This window comes from Neptuniibacter sp. QD48_55 (genome assembly GCF_047778115.1).
Lineage (GTDB): Bacteria > Pseudomonadota > Gammaproteobacteria > Pseudomonadales > Balneatricaceae > Neptuniibacter.
Window position 1 is genome coordinate 2,410,790 of the sequence record NZ_CP180555.1, and the last position, 24,921, is coordinate 2,435,710.

The following is a 24,921-nucleotide window of genomic DNA, read 5'->3' on the forward strand; positions in this document are numbered from 1 at the left end:
ATCCAGCTCTCTTAATTATTATTCTGTAGATGGGGTGGCAATTGCGGGGGCTGCTCGATTAAATCGGAAAACAACCGATCAACATCAGCGGTATCCCCTTGCATAATGGCTTGAACAGCAGTGAGTGCGTTGCGAATTTCTGCAGCCCTTTGTTCGGTCAATACCTCACGAGCAGCCCCCAGAAAGACGAGAACCCAAGTGCCTGCAGGTTGGTCACCTAACAGGGACAGATCGATACGCTCAATCTGGTCTCCATTTTCACACTCCGCCGATAATCCATCACAGCATACAATTCTCATTGGTATGCCAAGACACATTAACTGGTACCTTCGGTCGACTTAATAAATCGTGGATCACCCTGTCGAAAAGCTTCATATTCAGATGGTCGACCACCCTCATATGAATTTAATCCCAACTCACCTGGGGCTAACTCTTCAGGAGTGCAATTATCGCCCATTGGCTCAACCCCTAATTTTTTAAGGTAAGCTAGAGCGATCTGAATGGCAGGCTCGATTTGAACGCGAACAGATTCACGCAGGCTGCCGCCAAAGTCTTCTAATTCAACTGGCTGGCAACCGATGAGGAGCAAGTGCTTTGGATAGCTGCCTGTAAACTCAGCCATAGCCAACACTTCTTGAAAACCAGTTTGATGAAGGCTCATCTGTTTAGCCCCCATAAACTTAGGCACATCATCATCATGTATGACTTTTAACGTACCCGGTTCCAAACCGTAGTCGATGGCATCAAACACGACAAGCACATCAGCAGCCTGCACATGTTGCACAAGGTATATCCCTTGTGTCCCACCATCCATTAATTTGGTTTTGTTTGAAAAGCGGTAGTGTTGGTTTAGCGTCTCGACACAACGTACACCAAAGCCTTCATCCGCCCAGAGGATATTGCCTATTCCTAAGATAAGCACATTTTTATCTTGATAGAGCGTATCTTCTATCATTTACAGCACACCCAACTCTGTCTTGAAATTATTTTTGTTATTGCAGAAACAATTTACAAAGAATGTGCCAAGTCATTAATAATGACTCAAACGCCCGTGACGCCTAACTTTCAAGCAAACAGGCAAACAAAACCCAAAAGACAAATGAAACAAAGCATTTCAATTTATAGTAAAAATGAAAACCTACTTATCACTCATGGGATTTCACATAAGTTATTGGTCGTATAACATCCAGTTCTGCTATACTGTCGTTCTATTTTTTTGCTGTTTCGGAGTGATCAATTCCCACATGACTGAAGATGAGTTATTCAGTCGGCTCGCTTCACTTTCATCAGAGCAATTGGACGCCATTCATAACAAGCTGTTACAGAAAGTAGAACAAAAGAAAGCTGAACGAGAGCGACTTAAAAAACTACCCCCGCGAAACTCCAACGACTTGGAAGCACTCGCTGAGATACAAGGTTTAGATTTAAGCTCACTGCTTCGCGATGCCAAACGCTATTCCTAAAATGGCATCTAATGAACGTAACGTGATAGTTTGTAGCAAAACAATTTTCACGCTTTATCGCGCATAAAGCATTTACACGATTTATTTCTAGATACAGGACATTTTCCATGGGTCTTGCTGATAAAGTATTGGCTGTTAATAACGATCTCCCTATTCGTACTGATCTACCAGTTCATAGCGGCAAAGTTCGCTCTGTTTATTGGTTAACAAAAGAAGACAGCCAACGCCTGATCAAAGAGAAAGGTTACAACGTTCATGAAGGTGCTGAACTTGCAGTTATGGTAATTAGTGACCGCATTTCTGCCTTTGAATGCATTTGGACAGGTGAAGGCGGCATGCAAGGCGTACCAGGTAAAGGCGCTGCGCTAAATGCAATCTCTAATCACTGGTTTAAACTGTTCCGAGAAAACGGTCTTGCTGACAGCCATATTCTAGATATCCCTCACCCACTGGTTTGGATTGTTCAGAAAGCAAAACCTATTATGATCGAAGCGATCTGCCGTCAATACATTACAGGTTCAATGTGGCGCGCATACGCAAAAGGCGAACGTGAGTTCTGTGGCATTCAAATTGCTGAAGACCTAGAAAGAGATCAAAAGCTACCTGAGCTGCTTATCACACCATCAACCAAAGGTATTCTGAAAGGTGTTCCGGGTGTTCCTGAGGTAGATGATGTAAACATTACCCGTAATGACATCGTCAATAATTTCGAAGCATTCAAGTTCCTGCAAGCAGATGATGTTGAACAATATGAAAAGCTTCTGAAAGAAGGCTTTGAAGTAATCAGCAGTGAGCTAAGCAAGCTCGATCAGATCTTTGTAGATACCAAATTTGAGTTTGGTTATGTCACTGATGCTGAAGGCAATGAAAAGCTTATCTACATGGATGAAGTTGGAACGCCTGATTCTTCGCGTATCTGGGATGGAGCAGCTTATCGCGAAGGCGAAGTGATTGAGAACTCAAAAGAGGTTTTCCGCCAGGAGCTTCTAAACCATTTCCCTGACTCCGACATTCTAGTAAACAAAGACCGCATGGAAGAGCGCTATGCCCTTGCACGCGACAATGAGCTGCCAGCTGCTTTGATCCAAAAAGTTTCTGACACTTATGTAGGTATTGCTGAAAAGATTATCGGTAAAAAGCTACAACAATCTGATAACCCTAAAGCGGAGATTATTGAGATTCTGCGCGATGAGTACCAATTGATCGATTGATCATTTGTTACAATGCCAGCTCAAAAAAAGGCCGCTTACTTTAAGCGGCCTTTCTTATTCCATTCTAATTTATTCGGACACAGTTTTTACCATCACCTTTGGCTCGATATAAAGCGCTATCGGCTCGCCCTACCCAACTTTCAATACTCTCACCTTTAGAATATTGAGCCACCCCAAAGCTACTGGTCACAGCTTCAGGCAGGCCAAAGTCACATTTTTCTATCGCCCCTCTAAACTTCTCTGCTATAGCTTCTGCATCTTGCAGACCTGTTTCCAGCATCAAAAAAAGAAACTCTTCTCCACCCCAACGACCAAAGCGGTCAGTCTTACGCGACATATCCCCTACCAACTTAGTGAGTTCTATTAAGACTTTATCGCCTTTAACGTGACCATAGGTGTCATTAATACCTTTGAAATCATCAACATCAAAAAAGATCAACGATAACTTCCAGTCATGGCGTTTCGCCAACGAAGTAAACTCTTCGAGCTCAGTACGCAGTTTACCTCGGCTCAAAATCCCTGTTAACGCATCCTTTTCAGCAATAGTCTTTAGCATTTTATTGTAAGAGAGCATATGCAGGTAGCGGTATAACCCAATACCTGTCAATACAGCAACGACCGCTGAAATTCCCCACAACAAACGGTAATCAACAGAATGCTTATGTTCGATCTGAGCCCATCGTCGATAGATGTTTTTATGCTCTTCAGCAGAAATAGACGCAATCGATTTATTTATCGCATTCATTAAATAAGGAGAGCTATCTTGACCAACTGCAACACTGATATCCCAGTTATCGCGTAATTGATCACTCAACACTATATTATCTATCTGTTGTGAACGCAGAACATGGGTAATGCTGGTGTGCCCTCCAACAAAACCATCGATTTCACCGGAGAGTAACATGCGAATACCCTCTCGATTTTCTCTGACCGGTACGATTGTCATACCCGGATAACGGTCACGCAAAATATCATGAAACGCAGATTTATCGACCACACCTATGGTCATATTAGGCAATGACTGAGCATCACTATCAGCCTTTAAAGCAACAACAGCAGGAACGCTCAAATAGGGATGAGAAAATTCTAGATAACTACTGCGATTGATCGTCTGCATCGCCCCAGCAATCACTTCGCATTTATCTGTTTTCGCATACTGAATAGTCTCACTCCAAGTTTTTGTGGGTATAACCTCAAAGGGAATATTCAAGTTACCCAAGATCAACCTGAGATAATCAGCCGCCATTCCTACATGTCCGCCATTCTGGAATGACTCGTACGGATACCAATTTGGATTAACACAGACCTTAACTTTGCCGCGATTTTGAATATAGGCCAATTCAGCTTGGCTTAGACGAAAAAGATTACTAGGTGGGCGGTAGACAAAATCAGAGAAGTCATAGCCAAGGAAAATACTACCAGTAATGAGATAGACCTGAGCCATCTCGTTGAATTTATTCACCGATAATGTGCCAAAGTTACCATCCTTATCAAAGGCAACTTTCTTAAGTTCTTGCCCCTCAAAGACCAAGGCATCGATACTTTTTCCTTGAGAGTTATAACTATCAAAAATAACTTGGGCAGTTTCTTGAATATTATCAAAGGCATACATCCAGCCTTTGATAGATGCCCGATAGAACTTATCAACAATTTCAGGCTTCTGTTTAATGTAGTCTCGAGAGGTAAACAAAATGTCAGAGTACATATCAAAGCCATAATCTTTCGGATGAATTATGTTGTACTCCACCCCCTGCTGGTCCATCAGGTAGGGTTCGTTAGAGATATAAGACGCCATAGCATCTGTTTTGCCGTCAATAAGATCCTGTACATTGTAACTATGCAGCTGCTGTTCAAAATCGGAAATGGTAATACCCGCTTGTAACAACATAGCTATGATTTCACCAACTTTTTTTGCGTCATTGGTAATCATGATCTTCCGATCTTTAAGATCGGACGACAGCAATATGCCTGAATCTTTCCTGCTTAAAAGCATCAACGGCGACTGCTGATAGGCTGCAAACATTGCAACCACGTCAGCACCCGCATTTTTATCGATCAATAACGAGGTGCGTCCCACCCCAAACTGGCTATTACCTGATGTAACTTCTCCCACCAGATCGATACCGAAATCAAACTCTTTCAGTGAGACATCTAGACCTTCTTCTGCATAAAAACCTTTTTCGATCGCCATGTAATAACCGGCGAATTGAAATTGATGCTTCCATAACAACTGCAAACTTATTTGTTCTTGGGCGTGTACAGAGGTAACGACAAAGTAAAATAAGATCACTCGAACAAAAATGCCCATTGAGTATTCCTTAAACAACAGTAATGCGCTTTTCCTATTGTAGAACAGAGAAATGCAAATAGAACTTAGCAAGTTTAATTTCTTTGTAATTTATCACCTAGATCAGATCAGGGTATTACAGTCATTCCAATCAACTTAAAACACGCTCTACATTCTTTATTAAATATTAACTAACTGCATAAAAAACAATCAGTTACTATAAAAAACAACACAAAATTTGATCAATATATTAAATATCTCTGAATAAGGTTAATTAATTGTTGTAATAAAAGATCTAACAGCTATAACTATAATAACAATGGATGTAGGCAGTAGTTAGATTACTGTTTGGTCTGTGGGGGACCAGCCAGGGATCGAACTTGATTGTTCATGGCATTATTGATTTTTTCTCCGAACGTCGTGGGGACATATAATGTTATTAAGCGGTTTGAGCATTCGCACTAAGCTCGTACTTACTTCCATACTCCCGGTTATTGCTGTAGCCATCATTATCGCCACCTCTCTTAACGAATTAAAGCAGGCTGATGATGGTGTTGCGCGCATCTATGAAGACCGTGTAGTACCTCTTGAAGATCTAAAACTCATCGCGGATGACTATGCCGTGTATGTTATAGACGCCGTAAACAAAGCTAACGCCGGAATCATGACAGGTGCAGAAGCTTTGAAAGGTGTCAAAGATGCACGTGCCGAGATTTCCGAAAAGTGGCAAAAGTATATGGCCACTACACTTACTGCTGAAGAAGCACAATTAGCTAAAGAAGCTGAAGCCCTATTTATAGCGGCAAACCAATCTTTGGATAGACTTGAAAGCGCTATGAGCTCAATGAGCAGCGGTAACATTGCCGGTCAGCTACAAGATTTCGATGGCCCGCTATACGACACGATCGATCCAATCAGCGAAAAGATTGCCGAACTTATTAGCCTTCAGCTACGCGTAGCCTCTGAAGAGCGCGAAACAATTAGCACTGCTTACGATAACGCAATTATCATTATTATTGGTTTAGGTGTTGTTGTCGTAGCGCTCTTAACTATCCTAAGTAAGCTTGTTTATCATTCGATCCGCACTCCTCTTGATGCATTAAGTCAATCAATGGATAAAGTGGCTAGCCAATCAGACCTAACCGCTGACGTACCAGTGCAAGGTAACGATGAACTCACTGAGATCAGCTCGAACTTTAACAAGATGTTAGGCCACCAGCGCAAGCTGATTGGTGATATAGGTAATGCAACTCATCAACTAGCTTCTGCAGCGGAACAGATGTCTTCAATTAGCTCCCAAGCGAACCAAAGCATCAATAACCAGCGCCTTGAAATTGAGCAAGTAGCGAGCGCTATGAACGAGATGGTATCTACCTCTCAAGACGTGGCAACCAATGCTGAACATGCCGATAGCCAAGCTCGCATGATGCTTGAGCAAGCGTCTCAAGGTAACGAAATCGTATCTGCGGCTGTTTCTTCTACCAACTCTTTAGTAGGTAATGTAGCTCAAGTGTCTGAACGTATTACCGCAGTTGAAAACGACAGTGAAAGCATTGGCTCGATCATTGGCGTAATCAACGATATTGCGGAACAGACTAACCTTCTGGCACTTAACGCTGCAATTGAGGCAGCACGTGCGGGTGATCAAGGTCGAGGCTTCGCCGTAGTAGCAGATGAAGTTAGAACTTTGGCGCAGCGTACTCAGCAATCTACTACCGAGATTGAAAACGCCATTGAGCGCTTACAATCCGGTACACGAACTGCTGTATCCGCAATGGAACAGAGCCAGCGCGAAGCAGAACAAGCGGGTAGCAAAGCATCTGAAGCCGGTGATGCACTGCAAGGCATCTCTGAAGCCGTGGGTATGATTACTGATATGAATACTCATATCGCCTCTGCCAGTGAAGAGCAAACCAGCGTAGCCGAAGAGATAAACCGATCGCTCGTTGCTATCAATGACGCTTCGCAAGAATCAGCAGACGGTGCAACTCAGATCTCAGCAGCCAGCGAGCAATTATCTCGCCTATCTGTCGATCTGAATGGAAAAGTGAGTCAGTTCAAGATTTAATATTTCTGACTCAGCTACTGAAAGCGCCCTATAATCAGGGCGCTTTTTTATTTGTAGGGATTAATCTATGCAACTATTTAACGCCTATCACGCCCACATATATTTCGATGAATCTACATACACCGATGCCGAAACACTTGTGCAAAAAGCGAGCGAAGCGTTAGAGGTAAAAGCAGGTAGGCTTCATCAAAAGCCTGTAGGCCCTCACCCAACAGGCAGCTGCCAACTGAGTTTTAGTGGCAACCAGTTCGCGGAAGTTGTCCAATGGCTGAATTACCATAGAGACAATCTCGATGTCCTTATTCACCCAGTGACTGGGGATGACCTTAAAGATCACCGTGATTACGTCATGTGGTTAGGAAAATCTTACGAAATAGATCTATCTATCTTTATTAAACGACAGAAACAATCTAATCCAGCGTTGCAATAAAAGCGCGCGCACGCTGCTTGCCAAGCTCGATAAGTGGCTCAGCTTTATGGAATTCCAAGATACCGCAGGCATTTCGAGGGATTTCAATGACGCCATTTGGCGGATAAGCCGCTAACTTCTGCCGAGCAATAGTTCCCTGCATGGTATCGAAAGCCTGATGAGCAACATCGTACATACTCAATGAGCGACCTTCCTCTTCATCTGACTTATATAATTTTTCGACAAAGCTATGCACCCGCTCTTTGAAACTAAGATCCGTTTCCTCTTCATGTCTCTCTTCAATAAAGAGTCCATGTTCAACAGCGCCGCCTAAATTTACTGCAAAGATCTGATCGGTTTGATCATTAAAGCAAGGCGCGATAGGAACCGGATTTAGAATCCCGCCGTCAACAAGGAAAGAGTCTCGATACGGTACGGGAGAGAAGAACATCGGTAACGAAATAGACGCCCGGATCGCATCAAAAAGAGATCCAGAACTCATCCAAACCTCTTTTTCATCGTCGATATCAGCAGCGATTGCAGTAAATCGAATAGGCAGATCTTCAATTTTCCAATCGCCGACTAACTGGACTAAGGTGTCCATTATCTTATCGCCCTTCACAAGGCCATCAGATCGCCACGTCAAATCGAGCAAACTTAGGATATCCGTCTTATCAATCGCCCGGACCCAAGCCTCAAATTCAGCTAATTTTCCAGCAGCGTATACCCCACCAATCAAAGCGCCAATAGAACAACCGGAGATCGATTCAATCTTATATCCAGCTTGTTCCAGCTCATGAATAATACCTATATGAGCTAGACCTCTAGCACCACCGCTACCCAGTACTAAGGAAATTGACTGATCTTTCATAAACTAAGCATTCCTTACTTCGATATTATTCCGAAAAACACTATGATCTATTCACAATGAAACAGTTTTAATGAACCGTACAGACCATACAAGGATCGAAAGAACGAACTATATGCTGTACAGACACTGGTTCCTTTTCTCCTTCGTGAACAGGTGCTCCTACTAAAGCTTGCTCTAAAGCCCCTGGGACAGATTGCCCATCTCTCGGTGAGAAATTCCATGTTGTCGGCGCAATGATTTGGTAATTACTAATTTTGCCTTTTTCAACATTGATCCAATGACCCAAGCTTCCCCTTGCCGCCTCAATCATACCTACGCCTGAACCCTCTTTTGGCATTTGCCCATGGTGGCAGAATTCAGCCTGCGGATTAAGTTGCGTTGCCCATTTCTGCATTTGAGGAATCACTAGTGCAAGCTCCAGCAATCTGGCAATAATACGATTTTCAACATTACCACCAGAACGGTTTACCAGATCGGTGATAAGCGGATGACCATTAATGAGCTGCCGGGAAAGTGCGCCGACCTCCATGACTTGGCGATTAAATCTTGGTGCCTTACACCAAGTGTAAGCGTCTTCATTAGCAAGCGACGGGTTAGTTTTACCCTCTTGAGGCGGTAATGGTTCGGGCTCAGATTCCATCCAAGAGTATGCAAGGTCTTCAGTGATAGAGCCTGTCGCTAATACGCCAGTCTCTCCATGAAAATTCACCCCCGATTTAAACATCGGCTCGCCCTGTAGCGGGTAATTTCCATAACTTAAAAACTGGTTAGTACTTCGCCCTAAATTTTTCAGCTCTAAGTCGGAGCTTAAATGCAAGAATGTTCGGAAATCGCTCTGACTCCAATGGTCTTTTGAAGACCATTGTTCCAGCGCTGATAGAGAATCTAACTCACCGATCTCTTCAAGATCTGCACCAAAGAGCTGCTCTTCAAGAAACCCTCTAAACGCAGACAAAATAGTTAGCAGCCTAATCCTTTCTTGAGATTCGATTGGCTTCGTTGTCCCACCTGGCTGAAGGCTTAAGGTATGTGGCCACTTACCCGCCATCAGACCCATCAGATGCAGAAACTCAGCTCGAGCCGGAAGCATCGCGCGTGTTGCTGTACCCGTTTTAGCTTTAAATCGCTTACTCACAGTCGAAAACCAATCTTCACCTGCATAAATATCGCGACTAAAATCAGGCATAAAGAACAAGTAAAAGTGGGTCAGCAGATCCGTCATATTTTCGTTAGCTAACACGAGGTTGGTCGCTAGCTCGCCATTTTCAGGCATATCCAGCTGCATCATATCTGCTAGCGCTCTGGCACAAGCGACTGATTGACTTACCGAGCAGATGCCGCAGATACGTGGGGTATATACCAACGCATCCATCGGATTTTGCCCGTGCATAATTCGCTCAAACCCTCTAAACATAGGAGAGTTGACCCGCGCCCCACTAACCTGCCCATCAGTAATATCTAAGCTAACTTCCAGATCCCCTTCCACACGATTGAAAGGTCCCACGACAATTCGACTCATATCTAACTTTTTCTCTTGTGGACTGTGGGTGGATAGATCAGCGTTTCTGAGGTCGCGTTTTTACGCAAACGTTCCGGCGTAGCTGCTTTCGAAAGGGAAGCTAAAGCGACAAACCAAGCTTTGGGCATATCTGTAGGCAGCCCGACCGGAATGCCTGCAACTTTAGGGGTTTGCATAAAGCTATGCATAGGCTCTTCAAACTCTGGCGCTGTGCAATTAATGCAGGCATAGCCACCTTTGGTACATGACCCCTCACCATTCCAAGGGCGGGTATTACAATCCGCATGCGCTTGGGTACCAAGGCAACCCATATTTTCCATCATGCAACCAAGGTCGCCAGGATTTTCCGCGCTGGCTTTATACTCATAAAATTCATTACGGCTGCAACCATGATGTACGAGGTGATCAGCATACATACGCGGCCGACCAAATTGATCTACAGCCTCTTCAGAATGTTCACCTAAAGCCAAACTGATCAAGGTTTCTGTTACCCAATTAGGGTGAACAGGACAGCCGGATATATTAACCGTATTAAAACCTGAGGCAGAGCGATATTCAGCCCCTAAGATTCCCCCGGGCACCTCCCCTTCAAATTGAAGACCTGCAGCGTCTGTAATATTCTCGCCAGCTGCAGATATGCCTCCATAGGCCGCACATGAACCAATCGCGATGGTATATTTAGCTTTCTGCGCTAACTGCTGGACCCAAGTCATCATAGGCGTATTGGTACCACCTAAAATGTGGAATCGGCCTGTACCTTCAGGACCTCTGGGGACAGCTCCTTCGATACATAACGCATCTAGCTTGAGTTCGTCTGCGAGGATCTTGTCTAAAAGTTCAGTCACTTCAGAACCCGTCTCTTCACTGAGTGAAGGGTGCCATAATAGATTTATATTGGCGGCTTTGAAGGTGGAGATTAGATCAGGGGATTCAGCGTTCAACAGAGACATCGAACAGCCACCACAACCAGCTGACTGAAGCCAAAGAAGATTAAACATCGCCAACCTCCTCTGTCGGTAATACTAAGATCGCCATCGCCCCACCCTCATCACGGTTTAATATACGAAGTTCTCCACCGTGCTCAGAGACAATGCCATAACTTATCGACAGACCTAAGCCAGTGCCCTGACCAACAGGCTTAGTAGTAAAGAATGGATCAAATAGCCGAGAAAGATCCGCCTCACAAACACCAGGCCCTGTATCACTGACCTTAAATTCGATTCTGTCGTTAAATGACTTCGCCTCTAAAGTTAGGCATTGCTGCTCACATCCTTGCATCGCATCAACGGCGTTTTGGACGAGGTTCACAACCACTTGATGGATTTGCCCAGAATGCCCAACCGCTTTTAACTCTGAAGGGATAAGATCAATAACCTCTACCGGCTGTTTACTCTCTTTAATTATCCAGTGCAGCGCCGTTCTGATCACATGGGTTAGATCGAACACAGTTTTCTCAGATTCTTGAGTAGAAGAAAACTGTTTAAGATCATTCACGATCTCTTTAACTCGATCCGCTCCCTCCATAGTGCCAGCCACCAACGAGTTAAGGTCGCGGATTAACTTATCTAAACGTAACTCTTCGCGCATCTCTTTGAGTTTGTCACGAGGCTGCCCTTCGTTGATCGCATCGAAGTACTGACTTAATCGATCGGTATAGCGCTGCAAAGCGTGCATGTTGCCATATACAAAACTGATTGGGTTATTCAGCTCATGGGCTACGCCGGCTACCAAACGACCTAGAGAAGCCATCTTCTCTGATTGCACCAAACGCTCTTGAGCCAACTTAAGCTCAGCATGGGCACTATTGAGTTCGATATAGGCTTTTTGCAGTTCACCTAAAGGCCTACCGATTAACACCATACCCACTAAGCGACCACGATGATTTTTACGCGGTGAACAGTTCATAGAAAGCGGAACAGAACCATCTACACCCTGCAGTTCTATCTCACAATCACGTACAGGCTGGACCCGCACCTGATTAATCAAGCCATTAACCTTTTGTAAAAAGCGAGGATCTACAAGATCTGTGAAATGGCTACCGACAAGTTGATCGCCCAACTTACCGGTTAACATCTCTAAGGCTCGATTAACCTGCTGAATCTGACCTAAGTGATCGCAGACAATCAATACATCACTCATAGAGCTCTGAACACTATCCAGAAACTGCTTATTCTCCTGCAGTTCGGCATTCTTCTCTTCTACTTCTACTTGAGAATGCACAAGATCAGCATACGCCTCATCCATTTTCCGGATAACACTCACCCAAGCGTCATCGACACCCGGATCAAGCTGCGGCGCATTATTATTCTTATCTGACATAGTGGCTCTTTAACTAAAACACTCTTTACCTTGAAACAAACGATACCTTTAGGATTCTTGTTCCTGCTGGCATTTAAGGCAATATAAAGATTCCGGCCGAGCACTTAATCTCGCAAATGAGATAAGCTCACCACAACCCTCACAAAACCCATATTCTTCGTTATCTATTTTTTGTAATGCGTCTTCAATCAGTTGAATGCGTTCTTGGCATTGGCGCAGATTCGCTTTCGCCATGCTTTGCTGCTGTAAAGCATCCCCGCGTGAGACTCGTCCGAATGCTTGCTGATCGAGATTCACAGGTTCTGCCGTATGTTTCAGCGCAGAGGCCTCCTCACCCAATTCATCGCGCAACTGATGAAGTTTTTTAAGCAACGTCTCCACTTGGGTTTCATCAATAAAATCAGCCATATACGCCTCATATGAATTTAGCTGTAATAAGCCTAATATACAGTTTAAGGTCTCAGCAAGAATAGAGGTTTTACTTACATTGTTAGCTCAGTACAGCGTGGCATAAATAAATCATAGAAAAAAGACTGAATTATCACTAAGCGTGAACAACTCTGAAAATAGCTAGGGAAGAAAAGAGGAAAGGAAAATTACGTGATAACTATCGAAATACAGCAGAGGGCTCTGCCATATTCCGATAGAAGCAGCTCAAATGAATTACTGAGCTAGAAGTACTTCAACCGCTTCTTTAATAGTCGCTTCATCGCAATCAGTACATGTGCCACCTTTTGGCATAGCACCTTTACCCTGAATAACGGTCTGAACCATTGCATCAATACCTGCAGCGCTGCGCTTATCCCACTCAGCTTTATCACCAGGTTTTGGTGCGTTACCTACTCCAGCAACATGACAGCCTTTACAATGCTTATCATACACAGCTTGGCCATCTGCCTGTGCGCTGAAAGAAGCAGCAACTAACAAGCCACAAACGATACCCTGAACTAACTTACCCATAAATCCACCTCACTGAATTTTTAATTTTAATTCAACAGCAAAATAGCCTAAAAATCCTTGATCTAGCGCATAAAGACTAAAAGGTCTGTTCAATTTCTGCATAACTTTCATCCTGTAGGTGAATTTTGGTGATACAACAATTTATGGTAGCGTTGATGCACTACAGGGATTAGGTGGGCTAATTGTGAACACGCAAACTTTTCGCTTATGGAACAGACAATACCTCGCACCTGCGTTGATGAGCGCAGTCATTACGCTGTTAATCACTCTATTCATAAGCTACGAGCAAGTAGAGCAGCATAAACAGCTTCAACAGCGCGACCTTAAAATCAAAGCCCAACAACTATCCGAATGGCTCGATATCAACTACAGCATCATTAATAATGTGCTGATCGATATGGAGCAACTCAGCAAACAATGCAGCGAAGAGATCCTCTTCGATATGCGCAGCATTATGTTTAACGTCGCCCCTGTAGTAGAGATGGGTATAGTTGATGCCAACGGACAGTTAGTGTGTACCAGCTGGAAAAAACACGACCAACCTATCTATGTTACACCGCCACCCACCGAACCCGGTTTACGCTTTATAGGACCAGTTAATGTCGAATATATGCAACAGCCTGCTTTTGTACTGGCGAGAAGCCTAAAGCTCGGCGGTGAAGTTAACGCACTCGTAAGAATAAGCTGGCTGAAGAACCAGTTACAAAATCGCTCCAGTGAACTAGGTTTTACCGGTCTGATCCATAGTGATACCGGACAACCAATTATTATGAATGGCCCTTACGCCAGTCCAAAATCAGGATTGGATCTACCTATAGATCAATCCAGAGTGGTCAAAGGCGAATTCGACAATGGCCTAAACCAAGTCGCTGCCTATAGCCCGCTTATCACCTTCCCTGAATTGAGCGTGGTTATTAGTGATGAGAAAAAAATCATCTTTGGTGATCACAGTAATTTTAGTATCCAAGGTGCTGCGCTATGTTTAAGCGTATGGCTGCTTCTTACCCTGCTTTTTCAATATCTCATCATCTACTTATCTGACAGCGCCCATCTACTCAAAAAAGCGATCAAGCATGGGGAGTTTTTCAATCTCTATCAGCCACTGATCAATGCTTCGGATAAACAGATCATAGGCGCAGAGGTATTGATGCGTTGGCAGCATCCTGCCGAAGGTTTAAAGAACCCAATTACCTTTATCCCCGAAGCTGAAGAGAAAGGTTTTATCAACAAGATGACATCGCAGCAGCTGAAAAACTGTTACGACGAAATACGCCCTATCCTGATACAAAACCCGGATTTCATCGTCACTATCAATATATCGTCCAACCATTTACTAGACGCTAAGTCAGTACGCGAACTAATTCACTACAAAGGCCTTATTCCAAATTTAGTGTTAGAAGTCACAGAAGACGTATTAGTGGATAGCAACGACGGTCGAATTCAACAAGCCTTTATTAAGCTTACGGCAGCAGGTATCGATATCGCCATAGATGATTTTGGCACAGGATACTGTGGCCTACATTACCTTGGCCAACTACCGGTTAAATACCTTAAAGCAGATAAATGCTTTGTCGCATCTATAGGCACAGATTCAATCAACAGCCATGTACTAGAGATGATTGTTGGTTTATCCAAAAAGCTTAACCTCATTACCATCGCAGAAGGCGTAGAGACACCGCAGCAAGCTACACACTTAGATCAACTCGGCATTGAGATCCACCAAGGCTGGCACTACAGCAGAGCAGTGCCTGCTAATGAGCTTATTAAATCTATTGAGATAGCTAAGCAACGAGTAAAAGGAAGTGAAGAGAACCTCACAGAGGCAAGTACGGTGTCTTGTTGAAAGACTAGGACGTTGTTTAGCGCTTAAAGGCGAGAGACCGGCTGCACTATTAGGACAGTCGCTATAGCATTCTTCGTCTAGAGAAAATTTTGCCTAGAGATTCTTAGCTAACTTAAAGGCCTTGAACTTTTTACCAAGCATCCAAAAAACAGAGCATTTAGGCTCATTTAAAACCTGTTTCATCGAATTATTCGAAGTAGAGCACTTATAAAAACTGTTCAAAAGAAGTTTATTCTAAGCAAATATACTCCAAACAACATCAGAACATTGGAGTGTAGTCATGAAAGCCATTTTGAAATACCCATTAGAACTCTCTGACAAAACCCAAACTCTGACCCTAAGAGAAGGTTTTAAACCCGTTAGATTTGAGTATGTTATTTCGGATCAATCACTTTACTTATGGGTCGAAGAACCACTACTCAGCTCCATTCCGTCTCAACGTTATAATTTCAAAGTAAAAAGAACAGGCGAGCCGGTAAATGATCAGTTCTCTTATCTATTAACCGCTCTGGATTCTTTTGGTCCAGAGGCTTACCACCTCTTCATGGTAGAAGAAGACAAGGCAACTGAAGCTAGGCATAAACCGCCTGTGTTAAGCACAGTTCAACATTCAATTGCCTCTTAAGCACTTCCCCTTTTGATGAGGGTTATACTTACTTATCGTTTCTGAGTTCACGACTAAGGGTGAAACCGATTTATGAGTAAGTATAACCTTCGTCATCTTTATTTCTTTTGGCTGGTCGCTAAGGAAGGTTCGATTGCAAAAGCCAGTGAGATTGCAGATTTAACGCCGCAAACGATCAGCAGCCAAATATCCTCTCTAGAAGAATCCATTGGTGGTCTTCTGTTCACTCGAAAAGGCCGTAACTTACTTATTACCCCTTTAGGTAAGCAAGTCGCTCGATACGCCGATCAAATGTTCAGCATTGCAGAGGAACTAGATCGTTTTCTGGAGGAAAAGCCACAAAACCGACCTACAAACTTAAACGTTGGCATTTCATCTTCGATCCATAAACTCATCGCCTATCACCTTATCGAACCTGTATTTGAGATTGATCAGGAAGTGACACTAAACAGTACAACCGGAATCCCCGCTCAACTGCTAACACTGTTAAGCCAGAAAAAGATCGATCTACTACTGACTGACGAACTCCCTGAATACAATTCAGATTCCAATCTATTCATCTATAAACTCGATTCGTCGACCGTCTCCTTGTTTGCAGAGCCTAAAAAAGCAGCCGAGCTACGCGAGAACTTCCCCATCAGTATGGATAAAGAAACCTTCTTATCCAATGCAATTAATGCCCCTTGGTTTGCCCAACTGATACAGTGGTTTGAGGAACACCAAATAAGGCCTTATGTAAAAGCTCAAATTGATGACAGTGCGTTAATTAAAGTCTTCGGATCTAAAGGGCATGGGGTCTTTGCTGCACCAACAGTCATAGCTGAAGAAGTCTGCCGCCAATACGGCGTTGAGTGCATTGCTGAAATTTCCGAGGTAACTGATGACCTCTACGGAATAACGCGCAGAAGCAGCTCAAGTAACCCAACGATCAACGCTATTTGTAAAAGAGATCAATCCTTACAGATCTGACATGTCAAACAGGCCGATAATCTAGTGTATTGCGCCCACAAAAAAGCGGCTCATATAGAGCCGCTTGTTTAGAACCTAACTACTTGATTAAGCACTTAGCTCAAGTAGTAGTTTATTCAAACGCGCAACATAACTTGCTGGGTCATCTAGTTGTGCACCAGCGGCTAGGCCTGCTTGATCGAATAGAACAGAAGCTAGATCACCAAAGCGATCTTCGTCTGCTTCTTTATCTAGTTTTTCAATCAGTGGGTGCTCAGGGTTTACCTCAAATGTAGGCTTAGTGTCTGGCACTGCCTGACCTGCTGCCTCCATAATCTGGCGCATCTGAAGACCCATATCCTGCTCACCCAGAACAAGACATGCAGGAGAATCAGTTAGACGGTTAGTGATGCGAACATCAGCAACCTTTTCCCCTAGACTAGATTTCAAACGCTCAACTAGGCCTTCTAGCTCTTTAGCTGCTTCTTCCTGTTCTTTCTTCTCTTCTTCAGTCGCAGTGTCTTCTAGATCTAGCTGACCTTTAGTGACATCTTGGAAGGCCTTCTCATCGTAGTTCTGAAGCTGGCTCATCATCCAGTCATCGATACGATCAGTCATTAGCAGTACTTCGATACCTTTCTTACGGAAGATCTCCAAGTGCGGGCTGTTTTTCGCAGTATTGTAGTTATCTGCTACAACGTAATAGATCTTGTCCTGACCTTCCTGCATACGCTCGATGTATTGATCCAGAGATACATTCTGCTCTTCGCTGTCAGCATGAGTAGAAGAGAAACGCATCAGCTTAAGGATCTTCTCACGGTTACCGTAGTCTTCCGCTGGCCCTTCTTTTAGAACCTGACCAAACTCTTTCCAGAACGCTGCGTATTTTTCTTCATCGTTCTTACCCAGTTTGATTAGCATATCCAGTACACGTTTAGTTAGTGCACTGCGCAGCTTATCCACATTGGCATCTTTCTGAAGAATCTCACGAGATACGTTTAGGGATAGATCTTTAGTGTCGATAACACCTTTCATGAATCGTAGGTATAGAGGCAAGAACTCATCCGCCTGATCCATAATAAATACACGTTGCACGTAAAGCTTAAGGCCTTTTGGCGCTTCACGGTTCCAAAGATCGTATGGTGCACGCTCTGGTACGAACAACAGGCTGGTGTATTCCATGTTACCTTCAACGCGGTTGTGCGCCCAAGTTAATGGATTACCAAAATCGTGAGAGATGTGCTTGTAGAACTCTTGATACTCTTCTTCAGAGATCTCTGATTTGTTGCGTGTCCACAGCGCTGTTGCACTGTTTACTGTTTCATCTTCTGGCTCTTCAGCAGCGGCTTCTTTCTCTTCACCCTCTTCACCGAAGTTAGGCATCGCCTCTTTCTGCATGATTACAGGGATAGAGATATGATCAGAGTACTTACGTACTAAACCGCGAAGTGCAAAACCATCTGCAAAGCTTTCCTCGCCTTCTTTCAGATGAAGTACGATGCTAGTACCACGGCCCGCTTTTTCGACTTCACCAATAGTGAATTCGCCTTCACCTTCAGAGACCCAGTGAACGCCCTGCTCTGTAGGCAAGCCAGCTTTACGAGTGAAAACTTCTACTTTGTCAGCAACGATGAAAGAGGAGTAGAAACCAACACCGAACTGACCGATCAACTGGCTATCTTTGTTCTGATCGCCGGTTAACTGAGATAGGAATTGTGCAGTACCCGATTTAGCGATCGTACCTAGGTGTTCGATCACATCATCGCGGCTCATACCAATACCATTGTCCGCGATAGTTAGGGTCTTAGCTTCTTTATCAAAGCTGATGTTGATCTTTAGATCACCATCGTTTTCATAAAGCGCGCCATTTGAAAGCGCTTCGAAACGCAATTTTTCTGCAGCGTCAGAGGCGTTAGAGATTAGCTCACGCAGAAAAATATCTTTATTTGAATACAAGGAGTGAATCATCAAATGAAGCAGTTGCTTCACTTCAGTCTGGAAACCGTGAGTTTCTGTACGCGTTTCAGTAGTCATCAACACTTATCCAATATGTCTGTTATTTCTAAAACTACAGCGCTGCCCTAATGCAACAAAACTGTAGTGGAGAACTTGCTGAACCTTAGCAAGCTCTCCGCCAATAACTGGAATATTGGGACGTGCTAGACCTTTTCAAGCGCAAAGGGAGAGGTTTTTAACTTTTATTCGCCAGCACTCATCATCAACGTTTTGAGGGTAGAAGATTTAAATTCACGTCGATAGAGGACGAACACAACGCCGGCCGTCAGACCCATGAAGATCCATGGGTTGATAAACCAGCCCAAGATCGCCAAACAGAAATAGTAGGTACGCAGACCAAGGTTAAAACTGTTCGCGGCCATTGAGGTCATTTTAGCGATACGATTAGAGTGCGCATCCGCCTGCTGCTGAGAGATGTGCTCATCAGGTCCCGGCGCACCGCCAATCATGATTGAAACAAATCCATACTGACGCAGACTCCAGGTAAATTTGAAGAAGGCGTAAACAAACAACGTGATCAAAAGAAGGATCTTTAATTCCCATTCTGCACGGGTCGCGTGGAAGGTAAACGGGATATCCGCGACAACATCAATCGCTTGTTGAGTAGAGCCTAGTATGGTCATCAGACCGGCAAGTATCAGCATGGTGGTGGATGCAAAGAAGGATACGCTACGCTCCAGATTGGCAATCGCCGTTGTATCGGCAATTCGCACATCTCGGGTGAGCATGCGTGTCATCCACTCTTTTCGATACATATGTAAAACACTGGCAAGGCAAGGCGTTTCATAACTGCGTTTACGTGCGTAATACATATAGCCTTTGAAGCAGATCAAAAACCATATTAATGCCAGAAGATTAAGCCAGTTATCCATTACAAACTGGGAGATAGATGACATCTATTCGATCCTGAGTAGAAAATTAATCGTGCAATCTGAAACAACTCATTGTAAAACAAGTCACAATCAAAGGAACCCATAAATCCTTGGAAACAAGAAATCGATGTATATAGATATTGAAGCCCTCTTCTGGATTACCTTAATCATCTTTGCAATGTATCACTGGTGGCAATCGCAAAAGATAAAAGAAGTGGCACTAAGATACACCCGCAGGCAGTGTAAGGAACTTGAGTTACAGCTTCTTGATGACAATATTAACTTGAGAGGTTTTTGGCTTAAACGTGATACTAAGGGGCAGATCAGGATCTGGCGTTCATATAATTTCGAATTCTCATCTACAGGCGATGAGCGTTATAGCGGAAGGGTCGTTATTCTGGGCAAAGCGATCTCCGATTTTCAGCTTGATCCCCATCGTATGCAGTAATACAGACTGAATGGTTAGCCAAGATGCCAAATTTCAGGCATAAAAAAAGCAAGGCCTTAGCCTTGCTTCTTTTTCAAACTGAATATCAGTAAGGATTAAACCTTAACGATGTTCTCAGCTTGTGGACCTTTCTGGCCTTGAGTTACAGTGAACTCAACTTTCTGACCTTCAGTCAAAGTTTTGAAGCCGTCGCCTTGGATCGCAGAGAAGTGAGCGAAAACATCTGGGCCGTTTTCCTGCTCGATGAAACCAAAACCTTTTTCTTCGTTAAACCATTTAACTGTACCAGTAGTAGACATATCTATAGTCCTATATCTTTCAGAGTAATTTTTGCCTTTTTACAGGCGGATTGTGCTGGAAGTGCTGTGATTACTTATGAAAAACAGGACGAGGTACTGATAGAACTTCGAAATGGTGTACATAAATATACGGCTTACTTTCAAGCGATCTTCATTCTATAGAGCTATCTATGGAAAGGTCAACGATTTTTTTCCCTTAAATTCAATCATTTCAATCTAATTGTAGAGAGATGAATGAATCGTAATATTTGAGCCGTTTTTACCCCTCTTTGCTTAGCTAAGAGGGGTAAATTATGGTGACCGAACTAATTGTTAAAGACGGGTTGTTAACAAGTTCTGAATCATTGCGAATTGTGCATCGCTTTCCCCTCTTTTCTGCCGGCTTCCAACTACAGTTTTATCAGCTTTAGCTACGTCACTTTTCAAATACGGCGTATTTAAATCTGCGATCATTACTTTAGATTGATCAGCTACCGAACTTCCTTCGGCATTAGCCTGATGCTGGACATCAGCAGTGCGCGTTGCAGGACTGTGAAGATAATTGATCATCTCCTCTTGTTGATCTGCAAAACCCTGTGTTGCAGGAATTAGAAGTACAGCCAATAACATACTTTTATTTAACGTTTTCATAACACACCTTTTTCATTTGGTTTTATTTACACAATCTAAATGCATATACATGCTTTTAGATCATAAAATTCTTTAAATTTTGCTTTGTTTCCATCCACCAAAGCTGATTTTCTAAACGCTGCAGCCACTCATTTAGATTGCTGTAGCCCTCAATAGGGATCTCAGCCTCTCGCCAGAACATCAATGTAGAGGCAACAGAAATGTCAACGATGCTAATATCATCTGAAATCAGAAAATCCTGCCAAGATAATTGCTGATCTAAAATTTCTGCATATCTCTTAAAAGAGTTATCCAGTGTAGCTAACCTCTCTTCATCTGACGCTAAGCCCCAAAAAGGCCGCATCACACGATGATGGGCAAAACCGCTACTGGCAGGACTCCATTCAGAAGCTTGCCAATTCAGCCAGCGCATCACCTCAACCTCCTCCTGGAAGTTTCTCGCCGACAGTGACGAGTTATATGCCTTAGCTAAATAGAACAAAATTGCGTTAGATTCCCACAACACTTTGTCCTTATCCTTTAAAACTGGAATCGTGCCATTCGGGTTTAAACTTAAAAACTCTATCCTCTTTTGTTCACCTTTATTCAAGCTGATCAGTTTTAGCTCAGGTTCAATCTGTAATTCAGCCAAAATCAAGCTGACCTTGATTGCGTTACAAGTTAAAGAGTAAGTAAAAAGCTCCACAATCATCACCATGCATATACATGTATTTATACGTAAAAATTAATCCAATTTCACAACGCTATCACTTAAAGAAATAAGCTGCTCACTTAACTCTGGCCCTAATTCCTTATAGATTTTCTGCTGTGCTTTAAACCATTGCTCTTTTGCCTCAAGGAACTTAACTCTTCCTTCTGGTGTTAGACTCAGATTTTTCTGACGTCTATCCGTCACACTAGGTACTGATGAGAGGTAACCTTCTCTAAGCAATGGCTTCAAATTTCTTGTCAAGGTTGTCTGGTCCAAAACCAAAATACTCTGTAGCTTTTTATTTGTAGCTACATCTAGTTCATGAACAACATATAAGATACTGAATTGCCCACCCGTTAAACCTGCCTCAGCTAAATACTGATCATAGATTCGGTTTAGAACCCTGACAGCCTTCCTCAAACTGAAATTAATGCACGGGAGCTGTTCTAGCTGCTTTATGTTGTCTTGAGTATCCATGAAATCAATTATATATGCATATACATGATAATCAACCTCTATTACAAAAATAGTTTTAAGAGGAGCAAGTCAGGCAGATCCCACCCGCCCATTCTGGAGGAGATTCAGCATAACGCTCAAAAGCTAAATTATCCTGCATCGGATTTTTCAGTAAGGCCATTAGATCATTAACTAAAGTAAAGTCACCATCAGCTGCAGATCGAATCGCCTCTTCTGCCATATAGTTACGTAGAATAAATTGAGGATTTACCGAGCGCATTTGCGCTTTTCGAATCGGTTGGCTCGCAGGCTCATGTTCCAAACGCTGTTCGTATTTCAATAACCAAGGCGTTAAAGCTGATGGGTAGCTGATCAGCTTCATCAAATTACCGATCGATTCATCACTACCATCAAAATTAGAGAGGGTGCGGAAGAATCGATTCATATCGACATTTTGCTGCACAAATAGCTGCAGTAACTCACGCACAAGCTCATCGTCGCATTGCTCTTCTGTCTGTAAACCTAAACGACGTCTAAATTCAGATAGCTCTGCTTTTTTATACCGCTCGGGATAGCTATCTAATAGTGCGATCACATCATCCTTATCAATCAATGTTAATAAGGCCTGACCGAGACAGGACAAATTCCACTGCACAATTTCAGGCTGGCGCTCAAAAGCATAACGACCTTTATGATCATTATGATTACTCACAAGCTTCGGTTTATAAGTATCCAAGAAGCTGAACGGGCCATAATCGAAAGTTTCGCCTAGCATCGACATATTGTCAGTATTTAAGACAGCATGAACAAAACCATAAGCTTGCCATTTAGCGACCAATTCAGCGCTGCGCTGAATCACCTCTTCGTACATCGCCTGATAAGGGTTATCAGCCTCTTTAAACTGCGGATAAAAACGATCTAAACAGTAATCAGCTAAAACTTTTAACTCATCATGCTGGCGGGAGTAATAAAGATATTCAAAGTGGCCAAAGCGGACATGACATTGAGTCACACGCAAAAGAGCTGCGCAGGGTTCCATCATGCCATCACGCATCGCTTGCTCTTTACTGCCAACCAACGCCAACGCGCGAGTTGTTGGAATCCCAAGACCAGACATAGCTTCGCTGATCAGATACTCGCGGATGCTGGAGCGAAGTACAGCTCGACCATCACCAAAACGAGAGAACGCTGTTTTACCAGAGCCTTTAAGATGAAGATCCCATCGTTCCTCTTTACTGTTTACAACCTCTCCTAGTAATAGACCACGACCATCGCCCAATTCAGGGTTATAAACCCCAAACTGATGACCTGTATATTTCATAGCGAGGGGCTGACTGCCTGCTAATAGCGCTTGACCGCTGAAATATTTAGTCATATCGGCAGACTGGACACTCTTAGCATCTAGATCCAGTAAAGTTGCAACATCAGGGTTAAATGCAATTAAAAAGGGATCACGTAAGGGAGTGGGCTCTATCTGTTGATAAAACAGATTTGGCAACCGCAAGTAGCTGTTATCAAAGTTGAGGTTTTCAAGCGAAGCCATAATGATAGTATCCCTTAACTCTTGGTGTAGACTTACTATTACCCTAGCATTTTACTCAGGTACTATCATCCCCTCTCTTATAAGGTTATTTTCATTGCTATGACTAACACCTCAAACAACCCGAGTTACCAAGAGAAGATCTGGCAGATCGTTGCCATGATCCCAGAAGGAAAAGTAGCTACCTACGGTCAGGTTGCAGAACTGGCGGGGTTATCAAATATGGCTCGTGCAGTAGGTAGAACACTGAGTCAATTGCCTAAAGATACGCAGTTGCCTTGGCATCGAGTGATTAATGCCCAAGGAAAAATATCTTTCCCGCAAGATAGTGAAGCTTACAGCCGTCAAAAAGAGCGATTAGAAAATGAAGGAATTAGCCTGATCAACGGTAAGATCAGGCTGAAGGTTTATCGCTGGCAACCTTAGAAATGTAGCACTGCTATTTTTAGTGGATGCTGCCCATCAACAGAAGGGAAATCAATTTCAGGTTGAAGTTGTTCGTAATCCACCACAGGCTGCCCTGCTTTATTAGCACAGCGCTTAACCAGATCTAGCCACTCATCCATCTCTACTTTGGCAACGTTGTTAGTACACACCAAGGTTCCACCTGCTTTCGTCGATAAGATGGATGGTTTTAAAACGCTTTGATAATCACGAATCAGATCGACCGTACCAAAAGGGCTTTTCGCCCAACGCGGTGGATCTAGATAAACCAGATCAAATTGTTGTTCATCAAGCTTAAGATACTGACGAGGTTTCTGACCTCTCTTCACACGCTGCTTGATTGGCATGCCTGCAAACTGTTTTGCTGCGGTAAAGAAGTCACTTTGAATAAACTCAATTCGATCTCCAGATAGCTGATTAAGCTCAGCATTCTCTCTGCCTACATCGAGGTTTCGCTCGGCAAAGTCGACATTCACAACGTTAGCTGCGCCCGCAGACGCTGCACAAACACCCACACCGCAGGTATAGGAAAACAAGTTCAAGACCGACTTATCTTTTGCATGCTCTTGAACATAACGACGACCAACACGCATGTCTAGAAACAGTAGCGGATCTTGTCCCGCATGCTTGCCCCTCACACGGTAATTAATATCCAGCTCCTGACCAACGAGTTCTAATCCACGTTTATTATGCTCATCTTCACGGCGAGAGTTTCGTGCGCTGCGATCGTTATACACGACCTCTTCTATTTCAAATAGACACGCATAATGCTCAAGAATCAGATCAACTTGAGCAGCAGATAAAGCTTCATGAAAAGTTTGGATTAAAAGCTGCGGACCGTAACGATCGATGGTTAAACCGGATACTCCCTCATTCGTACCATGAAATAGGCGGTAACAGTTGGTATTTTCAGCATGTAACGCAGGTAACAATTCAGCACGGGCTAAATCAGCATGCTTTAACCGGGAAGTAAGATCCGACATTTGAACGTCCATAAGCAGA

Annotated in this window: 26 protein-coding genes; 9 read left to right on the forward strand and 17 right to left on the reverse strand. The window is 43.4% G+C overall.

Features of this window, described 5'->3' with window-relative positions:
- Nucleotides 1-11: 11 nt before the first annotated feature.
- Together ACMXYW_RS11120 and ACMXYW_RS11125 are read right to left on the reverse strand one after the other, a co-directional pair.
- Entirely contained in the window at nt 12-299 is a 288-nt protein-coding gene (locus ACMXYW_RS11120) for a HypC/HybG/HupF family hydrogenase formation chaperone (RefSeq protein ID WP_415904101.1), read from the reverse strand.
- 17 nt (nt 300-316) lie between these two features.
- Complete coding sequence (locus ACMXYW_RS11125) at nt 317-955, reverse strand: HyaD/HybD family hydrogenase maturation endopeptidase (protein ID WP_415904102.1); 639 nt, start codon at nt 953-955, stop codon at nt 317-319.
- Between the two features lie 289 nt (nt 956-1,244).
- Here ACMXYW_RS11125 and ACMXYW_RS11130 point away from each other — a divergent pair, with 289 nt between their 5' ends.
- Entirely contained in the window at nt 1,245-1,463 is a 219-nt protein-coding gene (locus tag ACMXYW_RS11130; RefSeq protein WP_415904103.1) for a hypothetical protein, read from the forward strand.
- 107 nt (nt 1,464-1,570) lie between these two features.
- On the forward strand, nt 1,571-2,674 hold the full coding sequence (locus tag ACMXYW_RS11135) for a phosphoribosylaminoimidazolesuccinocarboxamide synthase (RefSeq protein WP_415904104.1): 1,104 nt from the start codon (nt 1,571-1,573) through the stop codon (nt 2,672-2,674).
- A gap of 64 nt (nt 2,675-2,738) precedes the next feature.
- Here ACMXYW_RS11135 and ACMXYW_RS11140 read toward each other — a convergent pair whose 3' ends face one another.
- On the reverse strand, nt 2,739-4,982 hold the full coding sequence (locus ACMXYW_RS11140) for an ABC transporter substrate-binding protein (protein ID WP_415904105.1): 2,244 nt from the start codon (nt 4,980-4,982) through the stop codon (nt 2,739-2,741).
- A gap of 412 nt (nt 4,983-5,394) precedes the next feature.
- Here ACMXYW_RS11140 and ACMXYW_RS11145 point away from each other — a divergent pair, with 412 nt between their 5' ends.
- On the forward strand, nt 5,395-7,029 hold the full coding sequence (locus ACMXYW_RS11145; protein ID WP_415904106.1) for a methyl-accepting chemotaxis protein: 1,635 nt from the start codon (nt 5,395-5,397) through the stop codon (nt 7,027-7,029).
- Between the two features lie 67 nt (nt 7,030-7,096).
- Complete coding sequence (locus ACMXYW_RS11150) at nt 7,097-7,459, forward strand: DOPA 4,5-dioxygenase family protein (RefSeq protein ID WP_415904107.1); 363 nt, start codon at nt 7,097-7,099, stop codon at nt 7,457-7,459.
- Here ACMXYW_RS11150 and ACMXYW_RS11155 read toward each other — a convergent pair.
- The 6 genes from ACMXYW_RS11155 to ACMXYW_RS11180 form a co-directional block, all read right to left on the reverse strand.
- Nucleotides 7,440-8,309: a patatin-like phospholipase family protein gene (locus ACMXYW_RS11155; protein WP_415885260.1), complete on the reverse strand. Its 870-nt coding sequence runs from the start codon at nt 8,307-8,309 to the stop codon at nt 7,440-7,442. The genes ACMXYW_RS11150 and ACMXYW_RS11155 overlap by 20 nt on opposite strands.
- Nucleotides 8,310-8,376: 67 nt before the next feature.
- Complete coding sequence (locus ACMXYW_RS11160; protein WP_415904108.1) at nt 8,377-9,828, reverse strand: nickel-dependent hydrogenase large subunit; 1,452 nt, start codon at nt 9,826-9,828, stop codon at nt 8,377-8,379.
- A 2-nt stretch (nt 9,829-9,830) separates the two neighbouring features.
- Nucleotides 9,831-10,826, reverse strand: a complete 996-nt coding sequence (locus ACMXYW_RS11165; protein ID WP_415895854.1) for a HupU protein — start codon at nt 10,824-10,826, stop codon at nt 9,831-9,833.
- Nucleotides 10,819-12,147 (reverse strand): ATP-binding protein, encoded by a 1,329-nt coding sequence (locus ACMXYW_RS11170; RefSeq protein WP_415904109.1) that lies wholly within the window; start codon nt 12,145-12,147, stop codon nt 10,819-10,821. Before ACMXYW_RS11170 ends, ACMXYW_RS11165 begins: the two co-directional genes overlap by 8 nt.
- Nucleotides 12,148-12,195: 48 nt before the next feature.
- Nucleotides 12,196-12,555 carry a TraR/DksA family transcriptional regulator gene (locus ACMXYW_RS11175; protein WP_415904110.1) on the reverse strand — a complete coding sequence of 120 codons (360 nt, stop codon included), beginning with the start codon at nt 12,553-12,555 and terminating at the stop codon, nt 12,196-12,198.
- Nucleotides 12,556-12,810: 255 nt separating this feature from the next.
- Nucleotides 12,811-13,107 (reverse strand): c-type cytochrome, encoded by a 297-nt coding sequence (locus tag ACMXYW_RS11180; RefSeq protein WP_415904111.1) that lies wholly within the window; start codon nt 13,105-13,107, stop codon nt 12,811-12,813.
- Nucleotides 13,108-13,291: 184 nt separating this feature from the next.
- On the opposite strand from ACMXYW_RS11180, the gene ACMXYW_RS11185 reads away from it, so the two are divergent.
- The 3 genes from ACMXYW_RS11185 (at nt 13,292) to ACMXYW_RS11195 (ending at nt 16,544) form a co-directional block, all read left to right on the forward strand.
- Nucleotides 13,292-14,950, forward strand: a complete 1,659-nt coding sequence (locus ACMXYW_RS11185) for an EAL domain-containing protein (RefSeq protein WP_415904112.1) — start codon at nt 13,292-13,294, stop codon at nt 14,948-14,950.
- A gap of 280 nt (nt 14,951-15,230) precedes the next feature.
- Complete coding sequence (locus ACMXYW_RS11190; protein ID WP_415898743.1) at nt 15,231-15,575, forward strand: hypothetical protein; 345 nt, start codon at nt 15,231-15,233, stop codon at nt 15,573-15,575.
- Nucleotides 15,576-15,647: 72 nt separating this feature from the next.
- Nucleotides 15,648-16,544, forward strand: coding sequence for a LysR family transcriptional regulator (locus tag ACMXYW_RS11195; RefSeq protein ID WP_415904113.1), 897 nt, complete (start codon nt 15,648-15,650; stop codon nt 16,542-16,544).
- An 87-nt stretch (nt 16,545-16,631) separates the two neighbouring features.
- On the opposite strand, the gene htpG is transcribed toward ACMXYW_RS11195, so the two are convergent.
- Both htpG and ACMXYW_RS11205 read right to left on the reverse strand, forming a co-directional pair.
- A complete protein-coding gene (gene htpG, locus ACMXYW_RS11200) occupies nt 16,632-18,557 on the reverse strand; it encodes a molecular chaperone HtpG (RefSeq protein ID WP_415904114.1) in 1,926 nt (641 codons plus the stop codon).
- A 164-nt stretch (nt 18,558-18,721) separates the two neighbouring features.
- Nucleotides 18,722-19,435, reverse strand: a complete 714-nt coding sequence (locus ACMXYW_RS11205; RefSeq protein WP_415898746.1) for a DUF599 domain-containing protein — start codon at nt 19,433-19,435, stop codon at nt 18,722-18,724.
- Between the two features lie 103 nt (nt 19,436-19,538).
- Here ACMXYW_RS11205 and ACMXYW_RS11210 point away from each other — a divergent pair, with 103 nt between their 5' ends.
- Nucleotides 19,539-19,859, forward strand: coding sequence for a DUF3301 domain-containing protein (locus ACMXYW_RS11210; protein ID WP_415898747.1), 321 nt, complete (start codon nt 19,539-19,541; stop codon nt 19,857-19,859).
- A 95-nt stretch (nt 19,860-19,954) separates the two neighbouring features.
- Here ACMXYW_RS11210 and ACMXYW_RS11215 read toward each other — a convergent pair whose 3' ends face one another.
- The 5 genes from ACMXYW_RS11215 to ACMXYW_RS11235 all read right to left on the reverse strand — a co-directional run bounded on the left by ACMXYW_RS11215 (nt 19,955) and on the right by ACMXYW_RS11235 (nt 23,478).
- Nucleotides 19,955-20,158 (reverse strand): cold-shock protein, encoded by a 204-nt coding sequence (locus tag ACMXYW_RS11215; protein ID WP_415883947.1) that lies wholly within the window; start codon nt 20,156-20,158, stop codon nt 19,955-19,957.
- Nucleotides 20,159-20,470: 312 nt separating this feature from the next.
- A complete protein-coding gene (locus ACMXYW_RS11220) occupies nt 20,471-20,788 on the reverse strand; it encodes a hypothetical protein (RefSeq protein ID WP_415904115.1) in 318 nt (105 codons plus the stop codon).
- A 55-nt stretch (nt 20,789-20,843) separates the two neighbouring features.
- On the reverse strand, nt 20,844-21,473 hold the full coding sequence (locus ACMXYW_RS11225) for a glutathione S-transferase family protein (RefSeq protein WP_415904116.1): 630 nt from the start codon (nt 21,471-21,473) through the stop codon (nt 20,844-20,846).
- Nucleotides 21,474-21,512: 39 nt separating this feature from the next.
- On the reverse strand, nt 21,513-21,956 hold the full coding sequence (locus tag ACMXYW_RS11230) for a MarR family winged helix-turn-helix transcriptional regulator (RefSeq protein ID WP_415898750.1): 444 nt from the start codon (nt 21,954-21,956) through the stop codon (nt 21,513-21,515).
- Nucleotides 21,957-22,011: 55 nt separating this feature from the next.
- Nucleotides 22,012-23,478: a protein adenylyltransferase SelO gene (locus tag ACMXYW_RS11235; protein ID WP_415898751.1), complete on the reverse strand. Its 1,467-nt coding sequence runs from the start codon at nt 23,476-23,478 to the stop codon at nt 22,012-22,014.
- A 99-nt stretch (nt 23,479-23,577) separates the two neighbouring features.
- Here ACMXYW_RS11235 and ACMXYW_RS11240 point away from each other — a divergent pair, with 99 nt between their 5' ends.
- A complete protein-coding gene (locus ACMXYW_RS11240; protein ID WP_415904117.1) occupies nt 23,578-23,901 on the forward strand; it encodes an MGMT family protein in 324 nt (107 codons plus the stop codon).
- Here ACMXYW_RS11240 and ACMXYW_RS11245 read toward each other — a convergent pair.
- The gene (locus ACMXYW_RS11245; RefSeq protein ID WP_415904118.1) at nt 23,898-24,902 is read right to left on the reverse strand and encodes a class I SAM-dependent rRNA methyltransferase; all 1,005 of its coding nucleotides are present in this window, start codon (nt 24,900-24,902) and stop codon (nt 23,898-23,900) included. The genes ACMXYW_RS11240 and ACMXYW_RS11245 overlap by 4 nt on opposite strands.
- Between the last annotated feature and the right edge of the window lie 19 nt (nt 24,903-24,921).